Origin of the sequence: Pelagirhabdus alkalitolerans (assembly GCF_900096905.1) — a bacterium.
Classification (GTDB): domain Bacteria; phylum Bacillota; class Bacilli; order Bacillales; family Amphibacillaceae; genus Pelagirhabdus; species Pelagirhabdus alkalitolerans.
Genome location: NZ_FMYI01000002.1, coordinates 245,387 through 264,304, shown reverse-complemented (window position 1 = coordinate 264,304; position 18,918 = coordinate 245,387). Strand labels below are relative to the sequence as shown.

The following is an 18,918-nucleotide window of genomic DNA, read 5'->3' as shown; positions in this document are numbered from 1 at the left end:
TCTGTTTATTAACATTTCGAAAAGCCGCAACCGCCTAAATCAATTAGACATGTTGTGCAGCCATCTTGTTTGACGAATGTTGATTGACCACAACTTGGACAAATATCAACAGACCCTGAACTGATTTGTTCAGATGATGCTTTGGACGGTTGATCATCAAATACATCAAGCGCGTCTTGATCAAGTTGAGATAGGACTTTGGCTAGTGCATCAGGTAATGATTCAACCTGATTTTTGCCAAATCCAATAGTACTTTGTCCTTTAATCCCACTAAATTTCTTAATGATCCAATTTAATTTTTCTTCTTGCGTTAAGTTAGCGATTCGAGGACTCAATAAGCCCGTTAATGCAATCGCGAGTCCATCAGCAATTGCACTTATATCAGCACCTGTTTTCCCTAAATTAAGGAACACTTCTTCTATTAACTCATTTTTCGGATTACGATTAACGGTTACATACATTTTACCGAATGGCGTTTTCGATTTAATGGTTTCACCAATCAATCGCTCTGGGCGTTTATAAAATTGAATGGCTTGTGGTTGTGCTTTTTCTTCTATTGGTTGAGGGTCTTCTTCTTTTTTCTCATCAACGCTCGTTAACACTTGCGTATCGCGACTACCATCTCGATAAATGGTAATACCGACTAAGCCTTTTTCAATCCCATAACTGTAAAGCTCTTTTGTTTGTTCAACCGTGAAATGGCTCGGCACATTACATGTTTTACTAATGGCTGAATCATTATGTTTTTGAATCGCCGCTTGAACATCAACATGATCTTTAGGTGTGATCTTCGGCAGACCGTCTTCATCCACTGACATTGCCGATACAAAGTAATCTGGTAATTCACTTTCATTTGTACGTTCTAAATAATCTTTCGCTTTACCAAGATAATCAATCGTTTTACCTAATCGCGATTCACGTTCCCATGCGATAGAGAAGAACGGTTCTACACCTGTACTTCTTGAATAACCTTGACTACCTGTTTTGGTCCCTGTGGTACCTGTTGGCGCTTGTGTAAGTAAGTGTGAATTTCTAAGTCCGTGTTGCTTAATTAATTCAATCACATCTGCATCAAGGCTTTTCGGCACGCGCGCATTTAAAATACGCTCATCATAAGTTGGGAACTTCCCTCTTACTTTAGCTAGTTCTGCACTTGCTTTATACGCATGATTTTTAATAAATCCGTACAATTTATCAATAAAATCAATTGATTCGCTTGAACCATAACGTAATTTAAGATCAATTAATAAATCATGTAAACCGAGTGTTCCCATACCGATTCGACGTTGTTCTTTTTGAACTTTCTCATTCTCTTCTCTGAAATAAACGGTATAGTCAATAACATCATCTGCGTATCGAATGGCGTCCGCAATACTCTGGGCTAAATCATCCCAATCGACATCTTCAGTATCGGTATTATAAAATTCCGCTAAATTTAAATGAATTAAATTACAGATCCCATTTCCACAAAGCGGTTGTTCACCACAAGGATTACTTGAAACATTTTTTTGGTAATAATACGTATTATTCCACGGTGTTACGTCTTCAGTTTTCGCTCGAGCCGCTTCATCAAGGACATAAACACGACCACCATTTGATGGGACTAATTGTTGTGTTGGTGTCATATAGCCATCGTTCATATTATCGTAAACCATCACACCTGGTTCTGCTGATGAGTGCGCAGATTCAATAATCAAATCATATAATTCACGTGCTTTAACCGTTTTATGAATCTCCACTGGCAAGCCAGCTTCCAACCAATCATGAATGTCTAAGTACTTTTCAGCCCAATTTTTGTCATATTCATGGTGACGTGTGTCTGGGAAAATCAAATGCCAATCTCGGTCTTGTTCTACCGCTTCCATGAACTCTTTAGTCACTTGAACAGAAAGGTTCGCATTTGTGATCTTACCACTTTCTTTTTTGACCGTAATAAAATCGAATACGTCAGGGTGAGATATGTGAAGTTGAAGCATTAAAGCTCCTTTTCGACTCCCTCCTTGTTCAATTAAACCTGTAGCATAACTGAGCAAGCCACCCCAACTAATGGAACCAGAAGATACACCATTCACACCATATACACGTGCGTTTTTAGGTCTTAAAGTTGATAACGCAAGTCCAACACCACCACCTCTAGACATAATTTCTGTCATTTCGGATAGTGAACCATTAATAATGCCTTTACGTGAATCTTTTGGATTTGGCAAAACATAACAGTTATAAGCGGTCAAGTCATATTGCTTTCCGAATTTCTCATATATACCCATTGAGGCCTGAACACGTCCACCAGGTACAATTTTCTCTTCTTTAAGTGATTGGAAAAGGCGATCCTGATAGCGATCGACATCATCATGTGAGTATGTACGCTCAATTGACATGGCACCTTGCACATAACGGTCAACAGAATCATCCCATTTATAATCTAAGGGAATCGACACATGTTTAGATGTTGTCGTATGTTCTTTTTGTGTCACTTCACCGTAAAAGGTAATGTAATCTCCTTCAATCTCTGTTACTCGACCAAAATCTTTCTGTGGTGATTCTGGCATAGAGTCATCATAGACAGCTACCACGACATCCCCTACTTTAAGTGTTTGAATGTCCATTTCCTTTACCGTATAGCGATCTAATTGAAGCAAGACTTGAAACGGTGTTTTGTCCAAATCACCGTATATTTCTTTTATTAAATCAGACATCAAAAAGCCTCCTTTTTCATTTCAAAATCTATAATACTATTCTTTTTAGTCTAGCATATTTATATACAATTTATAAGGTAATATCTTCTTAGTTGAGGATTTTTATTAAAACAATTAAAATGTAGGAAAACTTGACTTAGGGGGATTAGTATGGGAAAGATTATGGCGACATTTTATGATGCAATCATGTATCCACTTGAACAGCATAAATTTAAAAAAATCAGAGCTTCACTTCTTAAACAAGCTCACGGCCACGTATTAGAGATCGGAGCAGGAACAGGTATTAACTTTTCATTTTACTCATCTGAAGTCACCAAAGTTGACGCAATCGAACCGGATTTCTCAATGCGAAAAAAAGCGAAAAAGAAAGCAACAACTAAAATTAAATTACACGATGCACAAGCTGAATCCTTGCCTTTTGAAGACAATACATTTGATTCCGCTGTATCTACACTTGTCTTATGTAGTGTTAGTGACCCCGAACTAGCCATTCAGGAATTAAAACGTGTCGTCAAACCTAATGGCAAGTGCTTAATATTTGAACATGTTAAAGTTGAAAATCCTATCATTAGTAAGGTGCAAGATGTCTTGACCCCAGTGTGGAAACATATGGCCGATGGCTGCCATTTGAACCGAGAGACAGATATTTTAATTGAAGAAGCTAACTTTTATGTTGTAAAAAAGCATACACATTACCAACAGATATTCCGTGTGCTTGAAGTTATTAACCAAAAATAAAATGAACGCCCGAGATATGGATCTCTCAAGCGTTCTTTGTAGCAGCTAAAACATACTCAACTTATAATTACTGGATAGCAATTCTAATAATTCAAGTCCTGCAATACTATTTCCAACATCATCAAGTGCAGGGCCAAATATCCCAATGCCAAATCGATGCGGAACGGATCCCATAATCCCACCTGAAACACCACTTTTAGCTGGTATACCGATCTTTATGGCAAACTCCCCTGAGGCGTTATACATGCCACACGTGACCATAAATGTTTTGCACAACCGTGCAATCGACTCAGGCATGATTTGCGTTTGAGTATGTGGATCCTTACCATCTTCTGCAAAGATCATACCAATCCGAGCTAAATTCAAACAGTTCATCTCAATAGCACATTGTTTTGTATACAAATCAATTAATTGATCGACATCTTCAGTTATATGGTGATGCTCTTTTAAAAAATAGCTTAACGATCGATTTAAATCAGCTGTGTCATACTCGGACTGTGCAATTTCTTTACTATAATCAATCGATTCATCATTTGCGAGTTCGCGGATAAAAGATAATATGCGATTTAACCTTTCATCAACTGAATCCCCTTTGATTAAATGCGTCACGACAAGCGCACCGGCATTAATCATTGGATTTAAAGGCTTGGCCGGCTTATTTGTTTCTAACTTAGCAATGGAATTAAACGGATCACCTGTTGGTTCCATTCCAACATGATCAAATACTACTTCACGTCCATTATCCATTAAAGCTAAAGCAAGTGTGATCACCTTCGATATACTTTGTAATGTAAAACGTCTTTCTACATCACCTGCTGATATACACCGTCCATTTGGATATTCAATAGCAATCGATAGATCAGTTGGATTCGCTTTTCCTAACGCTGGAATGTAATCTGCTATACGCCCTTGATTCGCCTTAGGTCGTGCTTGTTCAACAAATTGTTCTAATTCTTCGTGAGATTGACAACTCATAAGCCGATCCCTCCTCATGTCTCACTCTTCCCTATTTCAGAAAATATTACACTATAAATCGTGATTTCATATAGCGTGTGTCTACTTCTCGCAACCTTGACAAGTTTTATCTCTTTTTTGTATAGTCAATGAGTTATACATATCGATTCATTCAAGTAAAGAGAGGGATTACATGCATACGCAAAAGAAAGCCTTTGTCGATCAATTAATCGATAAACAACAATCATTACAAACGATGAGAAACGAATCATTAAATAAATTATGTAAACCAATACGAGAAGAGACCTCGGATTATGCGTTACTTAATCAACTAACGAAAACTGAACTTGATTCAATAAGACGCCGAGTTAATATCAAACATGCATCTCAATTAAACAAAGATGCATTAATACAAACGATTCTGGACCATTCAAAAGACATCGTTGAACATTTTCTTAACACAATCGACAATGAACGCTTAACGATCTTGCAATCATTTATTCAATCAAATGGCTATTTAAAAGAGACGGATTTAAAAGTAGAAAAAATAAAAGCACTACAGACGTTTGGCATTGCCTATATGAGAATGCAGGATGACGAAGCATATCTCGTCATGCCAAAATGCGTACTCGACCACTTATCAAACACTGTAACAAAAGAAATGCAAGAAATAGCAGATCGAAATGATGCGATTATTCGCACCGCTCATGGCTTAACCTTTTATTACGGTTGCATTGAAGAGTCGACATTAATTCAGTTAATCGGTCCGATTGCTAAAGGGAATACAACTCTAGTAAAACAAATCTTAGATCATGCAATGGATTACTATGACTTAATGAATAAGCATCATACACTCATAATCGACTCTCGCGTTGTTGATGCTGACCAATTACTTAACGTTCAACATCAATCTGCGTATGACACTTATCATCATTTTAGTGATGCCGATCTAATTGAAGCGGGAACAGAAGACTTTATGCCAATGACAGATGAGCTCATGGCACTTGTTAAGCATATGACACGGCATCATCAGTTAAATGATTCAACATTAAATATGGTCATGGATGGCGTTATCATTTGTTTAAATAGTTTTACAACACCTGATACCGCCTTTCAATACTTGAGTCACTACATCGCTTACAGTTCGGAAAAGGATGCGCAAAAACTCTATCAATTACTGATAGATGCCCAAAATAGCATGCATATTTGGAGTTTAAAAGGTCATAAACGTTTAGATGAACAAATCCCAAATAACACCAAACAAATAAAGGTTAAACGAAATGACCCTTGCCCTTGTGGAAGTGGTAAAAAATTTAAAAAATGCTGCGCATCCGCATAAATTTAAAAATCAGAATGTCCATATTTGAGGCATTCTGATTTTTATATGTAACTATACGAATGAAGATTAACTTTCAGTGACATAAGTTCCGCCAATTAAGTCATGGATCGCTCTTTTATCTTGTCTAAATATAATCATGAACATACTGACAATCCAAGAGATCCCAAGGGTCACAGCACCAATGAGTTGTAGGCCGATCACTTCTCTTAAGAACGTATGAGTTAATTTAACATCTTCATTATGTTTTGTCTTTAACTTAACACGGTACATACGCTTTCCGATGACATAACCAGACCAAAGTACAGGTATAACCACTGAATAAACAACATAGATTGCATCCAAAGTCATAGTCGAACGCCATTCGAATAGTGTATTACCGGTAAAAACAAAATACAATAAACCTAATGAAATGGCTAAAATGTTAAAATCTAAAAATCTCGCTAAAAATCTTTTAGAAAAGCTAGCATAATGATTCACTAACAACACTCCTTTAATTATATATCCTTTATATGGTAGAAATGGTATTTTAACCATATCAAAACTTGTCTAGTTTAGTAACCCTTGATCATAACAAAAATGAACAGACCCGCTAAGCATGTAGGATCTGTTCATTGTCTATTTATTGAATTTATGCTCTTATTGCTTTTAGTGCACCGCTCCATTTTAATAATTGGTCTAACATATCGTTAGCATTATTTTCATGGTAATCCGCAGGCTTAAATACAGAGAAGTTCTCAAAGTCTGTCATTAGTGAGAATGTAACTGCAGTTCGAACATCCGCCACTTGTAGTTCACCTAAAATAAGTCTTAGGTTCTCATGCGCACGTACACCACCTAAACTTCCGTAACCGACAAAACCAGCTGCTTTATCATTTAGTTCAGGATTTAAGTAATCAAGTGCATTTTTCAAAGCGCCACCAACTGCATGGTTATATTCAGGTGCGACGATAATAAAGCCATCAAATGATGCAATCTTATCTTTCCATGCTTGGATTGTTTCGCCTACTTTTTCTTCTTGATCTTTTTCTATAGGTGCACCAAGTAGCGGCAATGGATAATCAGCTAAATCAACTAACTCATAATTTGCATCATTTCGTTTCTGTGCAAAGTCTACCATCCATTTTGCAACAGCTTCCCCATTACGTCCTTCTCGTACACTTCCTAAAATTACGCCAATATTTAACATTCCAAGTCCTCCCTTTTACTTTTCATCTTACATTTACTATATTATCTTGATTTCGAGATTTATGCAAATATAACACCTTATAAATTCATCGCTTCCCCATTAAAGTCGACTACATCACTTGGTAATCGCTCATTTCTTAAAATGATTTTTTCGAAAATCGATTGAGCAATCGTATTTGGATCCTCAGGAGCGTGTTCACCACCCATATCGGTATGCATCCAACCAGGATGTACCGAAATACATTGGAGTTGATCTTTATTTAACTCTGCGTTCAGTTTTTTCGTTAACATATTAAGTGCAACTTTAGCCATTCCATATGGATAATCACCTGCATAGGGGTTCATCAATCGAGCCGAGTCAGAACTGATGTTAATGATTTTTTTCATCTCACCTGATTTCAATAAAGGCAGGAGGTGTTTCACACATAAGGCAGGTCCAACAGCATTGACTTCAAAGGATTTCATCAAATCTTCTTTTGAGACGAAATCAATAGATGCTTCTCGTCCAATGAGAAGACCTGCATTGTTAATTAATACATCGATCTCAGTGTCACTTCTTTTTAATTCGTCTACAACATTTTCTAGGTCGTGATCATTTGTTACATCAACTTGAAATAGCGATAAACGTTCATCTGTATCATTCTTTAAATCACCTGGGTCGTTCCTGTAAGTTGCAAAAACATGGTGATGATTGTTTAATGCATATTGAACAAGCGCTCTTCCTAACCCACGATTTGCTCCCGTAATAAAAACATTCATAAGCTGCCTCCTCAAATCTTGTTTTCCTTTCACTTTATTTATTCGACATAAAGAGATCGGATCCTTCAAAAATAGCCCTCTTACAAGAATGCAAGAGGGCTATGATTAACAAGATTCAATAACGTCTTTAAATAGCTGATACGATTTTTCTTGTTTAGCTTGATCATAAATATAAGAAACGGCCATGACTTCATCTACATTAAGTTCATTTTGAAAATCAATCCATTGTTGTTTAATCGTCTCAGGTGAGCCAATGAATGTATAGCTTGTCATAGATGATGCCGTATGTTTTTCAAACGGTGTCCATATATCGTCCATATTATCAACTGGAGGACTTAATGGCTTTTTAGTATTACGTATAATGTTTAAAAAGAATTGTTGTGTTGTCGTTAACTCTCTTCTCGCATCTTCATCAGTATCTGATGCAATCACATTAACACAAACGATCATATAAGGTTCGCTTAAATAATTTGACGGTCTAAACTGTTCACGATAAATGCGTATGGCTTCTTTCAAATGATCAGGCGCAAAATGTGCCGCAAAAGCATAAGGTAAACCTAATTTAGCAGCGAGTTTTGCTGAATCAGTTGATGATCCTAAAATATAGGCCGGAACATATGTACCAGCACCAGGGTGCGCCATCACTTGCCCTTGGTTTGAAGGGTCATCAAAATACATTAATAACTCATTGACATCATCTGAAAATTGATACGTCGGGTCTTGATGATACGCCCGTCTTAACGCACGTGCTGTCATCATATCTGTACCTGGCGCTCTCCCTAAGCCAAGATCAACGCGATCAGGGTGGATGGTTTCCATTGTGCCAAATTGCTCAGCAACAACTAAAGGCACATGATTCGGTAACATAATACCTCCAGCACCTACACGAATTGAATCTGTTTTATCTAATACATGCTTGATCAAAACAGATGTTGCAGAACTCATTAACGTTGGTGCATTATGATGCTCAGCGATCCAATAACGTTTGTAGCCTAATTGTTCTGTGGCTTTAGCTAAATCGACCATTGATTGAATAGCATCTTGATTGGTTTGTCCTTGTCGAACTGGCGCTAAATTTAAGACAGACACCGGTATATTTAATTTCGTCACATATATCACTCCATTTCTTATGTGAATATATGGTATCACGTGCTACTCACAGAACTCAAAAGAACCGCTCTATCTGTTATGAAATAGCTCTGTTAAAGTGCAATTTGGATATTTGTAGAAAAAAAAGAAACTCCCACAAAATAAAATGGAAGTTTCGTTTGATTTTATTGCTGTTTACAAGTAACGCTCACATTGAAAAAATTTTATTCATCCCACATTTACAGTCGTCAATGAGAAAAAAGCTATATACCCTAACACGACGAAAAGTTGCATGACGATTCCAACTGAGCTACAAATTAAACCTGAAATTGCTAAACCTCTACCATCTTCTCTGGTAGCCTCTATTTCTTTTGTAGCTTTTCTTGACGCAAAAACTCCGAAAACACCAAGAAGCAAACCTAAAAACGGTATAAGTATTGATAAAATACCCATAGTCAAAGAAACTACGGAACTACTATTCGTTTTAGTTTTCTCACTCATTAAAAATCCTCCTATCATTTATAATAAAGATCCTATTACTTTTTAAATCCTTTCGCTCGGTTGGAAAAGCTTACACAATTATATATATACAGGATCTTATGTCGAAAGTTAATTTAAATTGAGTACGGAAATTTATACAATAAAAAGATGTCTTAAGTCTGAGAAAAAAGTAAATAAGTTAATGTAATAGTCGGACGAAAATAGTATTTTTACTATTTTTTGTCCGTCTATTTGTTTACATATTTTAAAGCAATCTGGAATGGACGAGACTCTTGCGGGAAGAGCACGAGCCGAAGATCCACTTTAGAAGCGAGTTTTGCTTCTAAAGTTAGCTGAGGCCGTGCCCGCAGAAAGCGAGTCCATTTCAGATTGCGATGCCCTTTTGATCGAATTGTTCGTGTTTCAAGATATTCATTTTTGTTTTGTCTCAGACTCATTTTTAATAATAGAAAAGACAAGTAAAGTTTTATAAATAAGAATGTACTAATTTCTTTTAAAGAATGTTAACACGTCTAATTTATTTATTCAATTATCCCAAGATTCGAACGCTGATCATCCCATTCACTTTCATCATTTCAGACTCAATTTGTTCTTGGATGGATGAATCGACTGATGATTCAAAGTCAATAACTGAATAGGCAACATTTTCTTTGTTTCGGTTCATCATTTCAGAAATATTAATCCCAAACTTCGATACGATTTGTGTTAATTGACTTAACATATTCGGTACGTTGTTATGGAATGCTGTTATCCTCATATGTCTGAATGGTGATAATGTAACATCTGGGAAATTCACTGAATTTTTAACGCTTCCTGTTTCAATATAATCCTTTAGTTGTTGGGTCGCCATAATCGCACAGTTTTCCTCAGATTCTTGTGATGAAGCACCTAAATGCGGGATCGGAATCGCATTTTTCATTGTTAAAACATCTTCATTAGGAAAATCAGTTATATATTTCCCGATATTTTCCATTTCTAAAGCTTCTTTTAAATCCGAATTATGCACCAGTTCGCCACGTGAAAAATTCAAAATATGGACATCTGATTTCATGAACTGAAACGCATCTTTATTTAGCATTGTTCGTGTTTTATCATTCAGCGGAACGTGAAGCGTGATATAATCAGCATCTTGATAAAGGGTTTCAATATCATATACACGTCTAACCGATCTTGACAGTTCCCATGCCATATCAACGGAAACAAATGGATCAAAACCTACGACGTTCATACCTAATTCAAGTGCATCATTTGCCACCTTGGCACCAATAGCACCTAAACCGATCACACCGAGCGTTTTACCTCGGATTTCTTTTCCAACGAATTGCTTTTTACCTGACTCTACTTGCTTGGGAATCGGTCCATTATTGGGAGACAACGTTTTAGCCCATTCGATTCCATCAAACAATTGACGTGAAGATGCAATTAAAGTTGTCAGAACCAATTCTTTCACAGCATTCGCATTCGCACCAGGTGTATTAAAGACTGGAATGCCTTTACTTGTACACTCTTCAATTGGAATATTGTTCACACCTGCTCCTGCTCTTGCGATCGCCTTAAGGTTTTCAGGTAAAGGGAACTGATGCATATTATAGCTTCTGACCAAAATACCTTCCGCACCCTGAGCATCCTCACTCACTTGATAATCCTCACCTAAATAGTCTAATCCTTTTTGGGATATGGGGTTTAAAACTTGAATTGTTTTCTGCTTTTCTACTACTGTCATTTCCATAACTAAAGTCCTCCTAAAGTATATAAAGGAGGTAAGGAAAAATCCTTACCTCCTTGCCCAGGCGAACGGCTATGTATGAGAATACGCTCCCTCACGGTAATCCCCGTGTACGCCAGTTACGTATTCATGAAATAATCAAATCATTAACGTTACTGTAGCAAACTATTTTAAAAAGATCAACAGTAAATCTTAATGATTATCAAATAAAATATAATAACGTTCGTATTTTAGGTTTACCTTGCATATAAAAAGACACCCATATAAAATGAGTGTCTTTTTTAGTTTTATTGAACTTCTACAGAACCTGTTACAGTTCCTTCTTCAATATCAGCTGAATCTTGGTATTCTTCAGATGCGAAGATTAAGTCACCATCGATTGTTGAATCAGCTGGTAGACGGAATCCTTCAGCTTCTACATATACATCACCAGCAAAAGTACCACCTTGGATACGAGTAGCTTCGTTCTCAATAGTAATGCTTGGTGCAGTTAATGTGAATTGATCAGTAATGTTACGGTCTTCATCTTGTGCATAAAGCGCTAATTTACGATCTGGCTCATCATTGTTATTTGTGAAACCACCAGTAAGTACTAGTTCTTCATCAGTTTCAATGTCTTCATGGAAAATAACGATCCATGCGCCATCATCAGAAATACCTTCAAGTAATTCATCTTCACTTTCAACATTCACTTGTGTTGCTGCAGTTGTTGCATCTGCATCATCACCATTGTCGTCTGCAGTGTCCTCTTCCACACCGTCAGCTCCACATGCCGCTAGTAAACCAATCACTAACACTGTCATTAATAAAGTCATCCATTTTTTCATAATCTTTCTCCTCCTATTAATCTATCTATTGTGACTTGCTTCACATACTATATTAACATAAAACTCTCTAAAGTCTATGAACAAATTGTGACATAGTGAAATTTTTTTGTAATATTTTTTTAATATCCCTTTGTAATAATGATTGGAGTGATTTATACTATATTGTTTATTCAATTTATGTAAAATAATTAGCATAAATTTGAATTTAACTCTCTCTATACGGGTGAAATTTTGTTCATTAATTAACAATATTTTTATGTAAGTTAGGTGATTATTTTACTTAAATAAGGCTATAGTATAATATAAATTTCTTTATAAGGAGGAAATTACCTTGTCTTCAGGACATCAACATCACTTTTATAAGCGATTGTCTTTTTGGGTTCCTTTTACTATGATTATTATAACAACCTTGATTATTTTCTCCATCGCAACGGATGATACACCTACTAAAAGTTTAGATGAACCTTTACTCAATGAGCACCCTTCCCCAGATGAAGTAGCGGGAGTCTTTGAGGTTTATGAATTTAATGGAACCGGAGATGAAACAACAGAAGGTTTTGAAATTGAAAATGGCCTCGCAATGATCGATTTAACACATGAAGGAGAAGGTTCATTTAGCGTCCAATTGAACGATCAATCAGGCGATTCACAGACATTAGTTGATGTAACAGGAGGATTTGATGGACGTCTATTTATGAGTTCAGAAGAGACAGAACAGTACACACTTGCTATACAAGCTGAAGATAATTGGTCAATATCTGTTGATCAAAACTTACCTGAATCTATTGATGATGAACCCCACCAACTTACAGGGAGTGGATACGAAGCGATTTATATCGGCCTCACAGAAGGAGACAGACAATTTAACATCACACATGATGGTGACGAAGCGTTTCTAGTCACTTTAAACCAGAGCTTTGTATTAGTCGATGAATCAGGTGAATTTGATGACACAATCACCGTTGAAATCACAAGTGATCAGTTTGCAGTCATAGAAATACAAGCCTATGATAATTGGTCAATTGAAATTGAGTAATCATCCATTAACACCTGAGGTGAGGTATCTCAGGTGTTTTTTCATTAACCCCATAAAAGAAACCCCCTCAACACGAGGTGTGTCAAGGGGGGAACTTTAGTACATTTTGATATATTGTTCTCTGTCCCAAGTGTGTACCTTCATATTTTTATAATTTGAAACTAATTCGAGTTACATCAAATGGTTGTTAGATCAACTTCCCAAACATGCGGATAAATTGAGTTAAGTCATATGTTTTAAAAAAGCGCTAATTTGTGTGATGAGATTTAGGTGATAATAGTAGGAAATAATGACTTATCAAAGTTTCCAACTTATTAACATATAAAAACGTCCCAGGCAGGAATAAGTATTGTCGCTAAAATCTTGTCGTATCAACTTTCTATCGAATTACTGTGAAATTATTGTGTAAAAATAGAAATATTCACTCTCATTTATTTAAAATCAAACAATTGACTTTTACTGAATAACAAAACCCGGGTTGACTGGGTGTGTCGCACCGGGATGTTTCGCGCTTGTTTACCTATATAGGCTTGCAGTTAAGCCATAAGATTTCACAATCCTATGTATTCACGGAAAATTACCCAAATTTCCTTCTTGAGCGCATTCATGACTTTAGCTACTGCGACCTAGCTATTTTTATTCCTTTAGCTCATGAAAGAATACTTTACCCATGATTAAATCAGATCTATGCGTTGTAAATTATACAATACATTAAAAATCCACTGTAAAATCAAGTTCATTTCTATCAAATAGGAACGGGAAAATTCAAAAACTGTGCCAATTAAATCAACACCTCTCAAGAATTACCCTTATCAAGGAATGTTTTTTATTTTAACACATTTATGGAGTTAATAAAGGTGCAAGATACAATTAATGTTTTTTGTTGTTAACATTTCATCTATGATACAATGTTAATATTAATATTTAAAAATAAGGGAGGTTTGTAATATGGCAGACCAAAAATTAGCTGATCATATTTTAGCTATTGCACACCAACATGACGTACCCTTAACTAACTTGCATTTACAAAAAATAATGTTTTTCACTTTAGGATTCTATATGCAAAAGATTGGAGATATAGACAACTTAGCTGAAGAAATAAGCAACGCAAATAGCTTTAGGAGATGGAAATATGGACCAGTCGTTGAAGAAGTATATTTTAAATACAACATTTATGGTGACACACCTATTCTAAGCCAAGGTGAATATAGTGAAGATTACAGCAACTTAGATGATATTATCATTAAACTCCTAAAAGTTAGCCCCTTTAAACTAGTAGAGGTATCACATAAAATACCTTCATGGAAGAATTATAGAAACGAGGTTTTGCGTAGAGAGTACGTTCCCCCATATTCGCTCATTGAAATTTACAAGGATTTTGTCAATGAGTAATCAGGATTTGAAAAATTTAGAAGAAAAATTAAAAAATTATATTAATGCCATTGACCAAAGCTACATGAAGACTGACCAAAACCACACTAAGAAAGAAACGGATAAGATTGATGAATTTATAGACAAATTTTATAGTAAATCCGATAACAAATGGTCAACTCAAAATGATCAATCTGATAATAGTGGATCCACAGTGATTACTGCTGCAAAAGAATTCAATGAATTTATTGATGTTTTAAAAAGTATTAAGTTTGAAGCAGACGTAATACCTTATACTGATATTACTAGAATTGTTTTTGAAAACTCGCAAGAAGAATTAAAAGACATTATTAAAGATCGTTTAGATAAGAATTGGTCTCATTACTTAAAAAACGTTGATAATAATGCTTCACATCAGCTAAAAAGAAATTTTCTTAAAATAAAAGAGCATATTGGCTTGTCTACATTACAAAAAGATCATGTTCCAAATGGAATAAGCGATGAAATAGTATATTACGAAAAAAGAATTGATAACATGAACGAATCAATTGAGGAATTCGAAACTAAACTTGCACAATACCAAAATGACTACTCAAAAATGCAAAATGAATTAAAAGATACCTATGATAAGGTCATCACACAGTTCATTAGTATTTTAGGTATATTCGCTGCTATTTTAATGGGCGCTTTTGGATCTATTCATTCTTTCACTAGCATTTTTAATAATGCTCATAGGCTCCCAATTGGAAATGTACTGGTTATAAGTTCAATAGGTGCGTCAGGTGTTATTGTGATAATATTCTTTCTTTTGCATGGAATGTCCAAAATAATAGGAAGAGAAATCTCTAGCTGTAAATGTAAAGAAAAGAAAAAGGCTTCAAATTCTTTTTTTAAAAAATTAGTAAATTCATTTAATGGAAAAGATGATTCAAATGTTTGCAATTGTTCTGTAGTTGAGCGATATCCGGTTGTTATAATTACACACTACTTGCTGTACTTCATTATGATTACAGGATTTGCAATTATATACCTCGATAACAATTCAACATTCGATTCTGCATATACTAATTCTTTACCTATACTTGCTAACATCTTTTTGTTTTACTTATTTTCAATTATGTTCTTATTATCTTTACACAACATGTTTGCGACTAAGCCCAGAGATAAAAGTTTAATTGATCATACTAAATATAAAACCGCAAAATTATTTAAAAAATAAATTTCAATACTTAACCATAGAGTAATAGCTTTTAAAAGTTTACTCTATGGATTTTTTATGGATCGAGTCAATGTACTCTTACTAATACCAGTCATTTCTTCAACTTGCTTATAAAAGTAATGTTTTTTAGCTCTATAGCATGTTCAATCTGCTTTTTGCTGTACTTCTTTGGTCTGCCCTCTTTAAAATCTTTGTTTTGTTTCGCTAATAACTTTCCTTCTTGTGTTCTTTCTACGATCATATCACATTCAAATTCTGCAAATGATGTCATTATACTAAAAATTAATCGACCTGTTGGCGTATCTTCAACTAGACCCATGTTTAGAAAATGTACTTTCACCCCTTTGTTAAATAGCTGCTTAATCGTTTGAATACCATCTACTGTTGATCGTGCAAATCGATCTAGTTTTGTTACAACCATTGTATCATTTGGTTTAATTAAATTCAGCAATTCCCGGAAAGCAGGACGTTCTTTTTTAGTTCCTGTAAACTTCTCTTTAAAGATCTTCTCTCAACCTTGATCATGCAATATATTTATTTGTGAATTTAAGTCTTGCTGTGACGTTGAAACTCTTGCATATCCATATTTCATTCTAGCTTTCTCCTTCACTTATGAAACTAAGTTATGATACAAGTAAATCACCTGTTGTGCCAAAACATCAAAAAAAGTGTCATTACTTATACATTCTGGACCTTCTTTAGTTTCATGGTTGATATGTATTTGGCAATAGGGAATTGCGTTAAACGGCAATTAATTTTGTATGCCACTTGCCATCACTATCTACTCATGAATTAATGACTCTTTATAACGGAAACTATCGCCTCTAAACATTAATAAATGTGAATGGTGAATGAGTCGATCAATGACAGCTTCCGTTAATACCGGATCTCCAAAGACGTGATTCCACTGTCCAAACTGAAGATTCGTCGTGATGATTAGGCTCTTGTTCTCGTAACACATGGAAATGACTTGAAAGAGTAATTCTGCTCCCTCTTTGTTGAGAGGGATATAGCCCAATTCATCTAAAATAATCGCGTATTGCTTGTCTAGCTGTTTCATCAACTTTGATAGCTGCCCTTGCTGGTTTGCTTCTATAAGCTTATTAGCTAAACCTGCCACGGTGAAAAACTTCACCTGGCTGCCATATCTATGTATGGCATTCAGGGCAATTAGGGTAGATAAATAAGTTTTACCTGTCCCAACACCTCCATAGAGAATGAGATTCTCTTGTCTCTTAATGAAATCACCCTGAATAATAGTGTCACGGTCGATTCCATGCGGAATCTGAATATGTTCCCACTGAAAAGGTTGATGACCTGTTTTAGGCAGTTGCGCTTGCTTCAACAGTAAGTTGACTTTCCGCTCTTCTCGATGCTCTATTTCCTTTTCAAACAACTTAATTAAATAGGCTTCATTTGACTCGGCTGTCACTTCATGGTGATGTTCCCGAATCCAGCTGAGTTTTAAACGTTTCGCGTAGTCTATAATCTGATTATTCATGCTCTACACCTTCTTTCGCATAGAGGGCATCATAATGATCAAGTCCTCTTATAATATCAGGCATATCAGGTAAAGACATTTGTGGCGTGTATGTTGAATAATCTTCTTGATTATTAACGAGTGAATAAAATTGATGTTTAATTTGATCAACACTTGGATGTCCTTGTGCTGATACATCATTTAATGCCTGATTCAATAGAGTGAAATCATCATTTTTAAGTAACGTACCTAATAGTCTTAAAGCTTCTTTTTGTTCATCTTCTTTACAAGCTTTCAAGTATTGTGTCCATTCTTCTGGGAAATGATCATAGATACTGGTGTACTTAATCGCTCGTGGTCGTCGAGATAATAAATCAAGATAGGGTTGCCAGACCATTGATTTTCGTCTAACACCATACAGTCTCGAATGATGAACCACAGCTTCATGTTGCTTATTTAAATCAATGACTGAATTATATGTGATCGCAACGGTTAACTTATCCCCCGCAAATCGAGGCGAACTTGAGTATTGTTTTTTATCCACAGTAATAAAACCATATTTATCAGCTTTAACGACTTCATAACGTACACAATCAAATGATTTCTCCGGAAGGAGAAGCCATTGTGCGCAATCCTCTTGATAGAGCGCATCTATTGGCACATCTTTTTTGTAATGGGAACGATCACGATCACCCTCAGCTTTTTGCCATAACGTTTCATTAAATTGATCTAAATCTTCAATAGGACATTCCGGCAATAAGAAATTATTCCTTACATACTTCACCATCGCTTCGACATGGCCTTTTTCATTCCCCTTACCTGGATTGCAAAACTCATAATGAAAGCCATAATGCCCCACAAAACGTTCAAACACATCCGTGAGCTTTCGCTCTCCCTTGCCTAATATCTTTTTCACTGCGGGTCTAAAGTTATCAAATCGAATGGTTCTCGGAACCCCACCTATATGATGAAACATACGTTGTAACCGTTCGAGTAAACACTCCGCATTTTCCGAAGGAAAAACCTGAAAATAAAACGTATTACTGAAAGGAAATGACATCACCAAATAGGGTAACTCCATCGATTCTGATTGATAAACAAAAGGAGCCGTTCCAAAATCCACTTGCGCTGTCCCCGGGCTAGATTCCAAAGGTAAAACAGCTTGGTCAACCATTGTTTTTAATTCTTTTCTTCGTTTAGAAACATACTGGCGAACACTTCTCTCAGACCCTTTAAAATCATGCTCTTCCACAAGCTGTTGAAATAAACGTTTCGCCGTGCGACGATATTTCCGTTTCTTTTTAGAATCCTCATTCAACCACTCATCAAGAATCGGTTTTACTAGATCCATGACAGGTGCTTTTCGGCACTGGGGTTTCTTAACTTCAAAGTCTTCATGATCGGCATATTTTTTTACCGTACGAGCATCGAAACCCGTCTTTCGACTAACACTCGCATAACTTTCATCTTTTTGATTCACTTCATATCTGATATAATTTACTTCAGCCACTGCTAACATCTCCTAAATATCCTCCTGTCAAACGTTATTGGTCTAACGAGGAGTTTAAAGTTATTTTTGAGTGTTGGCAAGTGGTTTTTTGTATGTTTTTGGCCGAATTTGACCAACATGAATTAGCTGCCGTAAACTACATTTCAATTATGCCATATACAGCTAAGACGACATCAATCAATTAAGAGATTTATTAAAGTTGGGTATTTGTGGGGCAGACGGTAGGAGAAGCGAAGATTTTGCATTTAAAAAACCATAAAAGAAACACCTCAACACGATATATGTCAAGGAGTGGGGAAACTTTAGTACATTTGGATATATTGTTCTCTTTCCCAAGGGTGTACTTGAGTACAGAACGGATTTTAATAGCAAGAAACTAATTCAAATTGTGTCAAATGACTGTTAAAACAGCACTTTCCAATTAACATTGAGTAAAATGTATTGTATCTTTTTCAATTTCTGTGGGTGTTCCGTGGGTATTTCGTGGG

16 protein-coding genes, 1 pseudogene and 1 riboswitch are annotated in these 18,918 nt (G+C 35.8%); of the genes and pseudogenes, 5 read left to right on the top strand and 12 right to left on the bottom strand.

Annotated features, from left to right (window positions below; genetic code table 11):
* Positions 1-8: 8 nt before the first annotated feature.
* Complete coding sequence (locus BLR62_RS03490; protein ID WP_090793233.1) at positions 9-2,696, bottom strand: adenosylcobalamin-dependent ribonucleoside-diphosphate reductase; 2,688 nt, start codon at positions 2,694-2,696, stop codon at positions 9-11.
* A 150-nt stretch (positions 2,697-2,846) separates the two neighbouring features.
* Here BLR62_RS03490 and BLR62_RS03485 point away from each other — a divergent pair, with 150 nt between their 5' ends.
* Positions 2,847-3,434 (top strand): class I SAM-dependent methyltransferase, encoded by a 588-nt coding sequence (locus BLR62_RS03485; RefSeq protein ID WP_090793231.1) that lies wholly within the window; start codon positions 2,847-2,849, stop codon positions 3,432-3,434.
* Positions 3,435-3,479: 45 nt separating this feature from the next.
* Here BLR62_RS03485 and glsA read toward each other — a convergent pair whose 3' ends face one another.
* Positions 3,480-4,409, bottom strand: coding sequence for a glutaminase A (gene glsA, locus BLR62_RS03480; RefSeq protein ID WP_090793228.1), 930 nt, complete (start codon positions 4,407-4,409; stop codon positions 3,480-3,482).
* A 172-nt stretch (positions 4,410-4,581) separates the two neighbouring features.
* Here glsA and BLR62_RS03475 point away from each other — a divergent pair, with 172 nt between their 5' ends.
* Positions 4,582-5,727 (top strand): YecA family protein, encoded by a 1,146-nt coding sequence (locus BLR62_RS03475; protein ID WP_090793227.1) that lies wholly within the window; start codon positions 4,582-4,584, stop codon positions 5,725-5,727.
* A gap of 66 nt (positions 5,728-5,793) precedes the next feature.
* Here BLR62_RS03475 and BLR62_RS03470 read toward each other — a convergent pair whose 3' ends face one another.
* The 7 genes from BLR62_RS03470 to BLR62_RS03440 all read right to left on the bottom strand — a co-directional run bounded on the left by BLR62_RS03470 (position 5,794) and on the right by BLR62_RS03440 (position 11,814).
* Positions 5,794-6,204: an RDD family protein gene (locus tag BLR62_RS03470; RefSeq protein ID WP_176759199.1), complete on the bottom strand. Its 411-nt coding sequence runs from the start codon at positions 6,202-6,204 to the stop codon at positions 5,794-5,796.
* 151 nt (positions 6,205-6,355) lie between these two features.
* Positions 6,356-6,913: an NADPH-dependent FMN reductase gene (locus BLR62_RS03465; protein ID WP_090793222.1), complete on the bottom strand. Its 558-nt coding sequence runs from the start codon at positions 6,911-6,913 to the stop codon at positions 6,356-6,358.
* A gap of 77 nt (positions 6,914-6,990) precedes the next feature.
* Positions 6,991-7,671, bottom strand: a complete 681-nt coding sequence (locus BLR62_RS03460) for an SDR family oxidoreductase (protein ID WP_090793220.1) — start codon at positions 7,669-7,671, stop codon at positions 6,991-6,993.
* Positions 7,672-7,776: 105 nt separating this feature from the next.
* Complete coding sequence (locus tag BLR62_RS03455; protein WP_090793217.1) at positions 7,777-8,781, bottom strand: LLM class flavin-dependent oxidoreductase; 1,005 nt, start codon at positions 8,779-8,781, stop codon at positions 7,777-7,779.
* 207 nt (positions 8,782-8,988) lie between these two features.
* Entirely contained in the window at positions 8,989-9,261 is a 273-nt protein-coding gene (locus BLR62_RS03450; RefSeq protein ID WP_090793215.1) for a DUF4190 domain-containing protein, read from the bottom strand.
* 529 nt (positions 9,262-9,790) lie between these two features.
* Positions 9,791-10,990: a 3-phosphoglycerate dehydrogenase family protein gene (locus BLR62_RS03445; RefSeq protein ID WP_090793212.1), complete on the bottom strand. Its 1,200-nt coding sequence runs from the start codon at positions 10,988-10,990 to the stop codon at positions 9,791-9,793.
* 48 nt (positions 10,991-11,038) lie between these two features.
* Positions 11,039-11,120: riboswitch (ZMP/ZTP riboswitch) on the bottom strand.
* 154 nt (positions 11,121-11,274) lie between these two features.
* Entirely contained in the window at positions 11,275-11,814 is a 540-nt protein-coding gene (locus BLR62_RS03440) for a hypothetical protein (protein WP_218119749.1), read from the bottom strand.
* 331 nt (positions 11,815-12,145) lie between these two features.
* Here BLR62_RS03440 and BLR62_RS03435 point away from each other — a divergent pair, with 331 nt between their 5' ends.
* The 3 genes from BLR62_RS03435 to BLR62_RS03425 all read left to right on the top strand — a co-directional run bounded on the left by BLR62_RS03435 (position 12,146) and on the right by BLR62_RS03425 (position 15,440).
* The gene (locus BLR62_RS03435) at positions 12,146-12,850 is read left to right on the top strand and encodes a hypothetical protein (protein WP_090793210.1); all 705 of its coding nucleotides are present in this window, start codon (positions 12,146-12,148) and stop codon (positions 12,848-12,850) included.
* A gap of 948 nt (positions 12,851-13,798) precedes the next feature.
* On the top strand, positions 13,799-14,242 hold the full coding sequence (locus BLR62_RS03430) for a Panacea domain-containing protein (RefSeq protein WP_090793207.1): 444 nt from the start codon (positions 13,799-13,801) through the stop codon (positions 14,240-14,242).
* Positions 14,235-15,440, top strand: coding sequence for a hypothetical protein (locus BLR62_RS03425; protein ID WP_090793204.1), 1,206 nt, complete (start codon positions 14,235-14,237; stop codon positions 15,438-15,440). Before BLR62_RS03430 ends, BLR62_RS03425 begins: the two co-directional genes overlap by 8 nt.
* Positions 15,441-15,484: 44 nt before the next feature.
* Here the strand turns inward: BLR62_RS03425 and BLR62_RS03420 are convergent.
* The 3 genes and pseudogenes from BLR62_RS03420 to istA form a co-directional block, all read right to left on the bottom strand.
* Positions 15,485-16,032 (bottom strand): annotated as a pseudogene (locus tag BLR62_RS03420) (recombinase family protein).
* A gap of 189 nt (positions 16,033-16,221) precedes the next feature.
* Positions 16,222-16,941: an IS21-like element helper ATPase IstB gene (gene istB / locus BLR62_RS03415; RefSeq protein ID WP_090793202.1), complete on the bottom strand. Its 720-nt coding sequence runs from the start codon at positions 16,939-16,941 to the stop codon at positions 16,222-16,224.
* Positions 16,934-18,439: an IS21 family transposase gene (gene istA / locus BLR62_RS03410; protein WP_090793200.1), complete on the bottom strand. Its 1,506-nt coding sequence runs from the start codon at positions 18,437-18,439 to the stop codon at positions 16,934-16,936. Before istA ends, istB begins: the two co-directional genes overlap by 8 nt.
* Positions 18,440-18,918: the final 479 nt, after the last annotated feature.

Coding starts and splice junctions, on each gene's coding strand:
- BLR62_RS03485 (WP_090793231.1), top strand. CDS start 2,847: ATGGGAAAGATTATGGCGACATTTTATGATGCAATCATGTATCCACTT.
- istB (WP_090793202.1), bottom strand. CDS start 16,941: ATGAATAATCAGATTATAGACTACGCGAAACGTTTAAAACTCAGCTGG.
- BLR62_RS03445 (WP_090793212.1), bottom strand. CDS start 10,990: ATGGAAATGACAGTAGTAGAAAAGCAGAAAACAATTCAAGTTTTAAAC.
- BLR62_RS03460 (WP_090793220.1), bottom strand. CDS start 7,671: ATGAATGTTTTTATTACGGGAGCAAATCGTGGGTTAGGAAGAGCGCTT.
- BLR62_RS03425 (WP_090793204.1), top strand. CDS start 14,235: ATGAGTAATCAGGATTTGAAAAATTTAGAAGAAAAATTAAAAAATTAT.
- istA (WP_090793200.1), bottom strand. CDS start 18,439: ATGTTAGCAGTGGCTGAAGTAAATTATATCAGATATGAAGTGAATCAA.
- BLR62_RS03475 (WP_090793227.1), top strand. CDS start 4,582: ATGCATACGCAAAAGAAAGCCTTTGTCGATCAATTAATCGATAAACAA.
- BLR62_RS03465 (WP_090793222.1), bottom strand. CDS start 6,913: ATGTTAAATATTGGCGTAATTTTAGGAAGTGTACGAGAAGGACGTAAT.
- BLR62_RS03450 (WP_090793215.1), bottom strand. CDS start 9,261: ATGAGTGAGAAAACTAAAACGAATAGTAGTTCCGTAGTTTCTTTGACT.
- BLR62_RS03430 (WP_090793207.1), top strand. CDS start 13,799: ATGGCAGACCAAAAATTAGCTGATCATATTTTAGCTATTGCACACCAA.
- BLR62_RS03440 (WP_218119749.1), bottom strand. CDS start 11,814: ATGAAAAAATGGATGACTTTATTAATGACAGTGTTAGTGATTGGTTTA.
- BLR62_RS03490 (WP_090793233.1), bottom strand. CDS start 2,696: ATGTCTGATTTAATAAAAGAAATATACGGTGATTTGGACAAAACACCG.
- glsA (WP_090793228.1), bottom strand. CDS start 4,409: ATGAGTTGTCAATCTCACGAAGAATTAGAACAATTTGTTGAACAAGCA.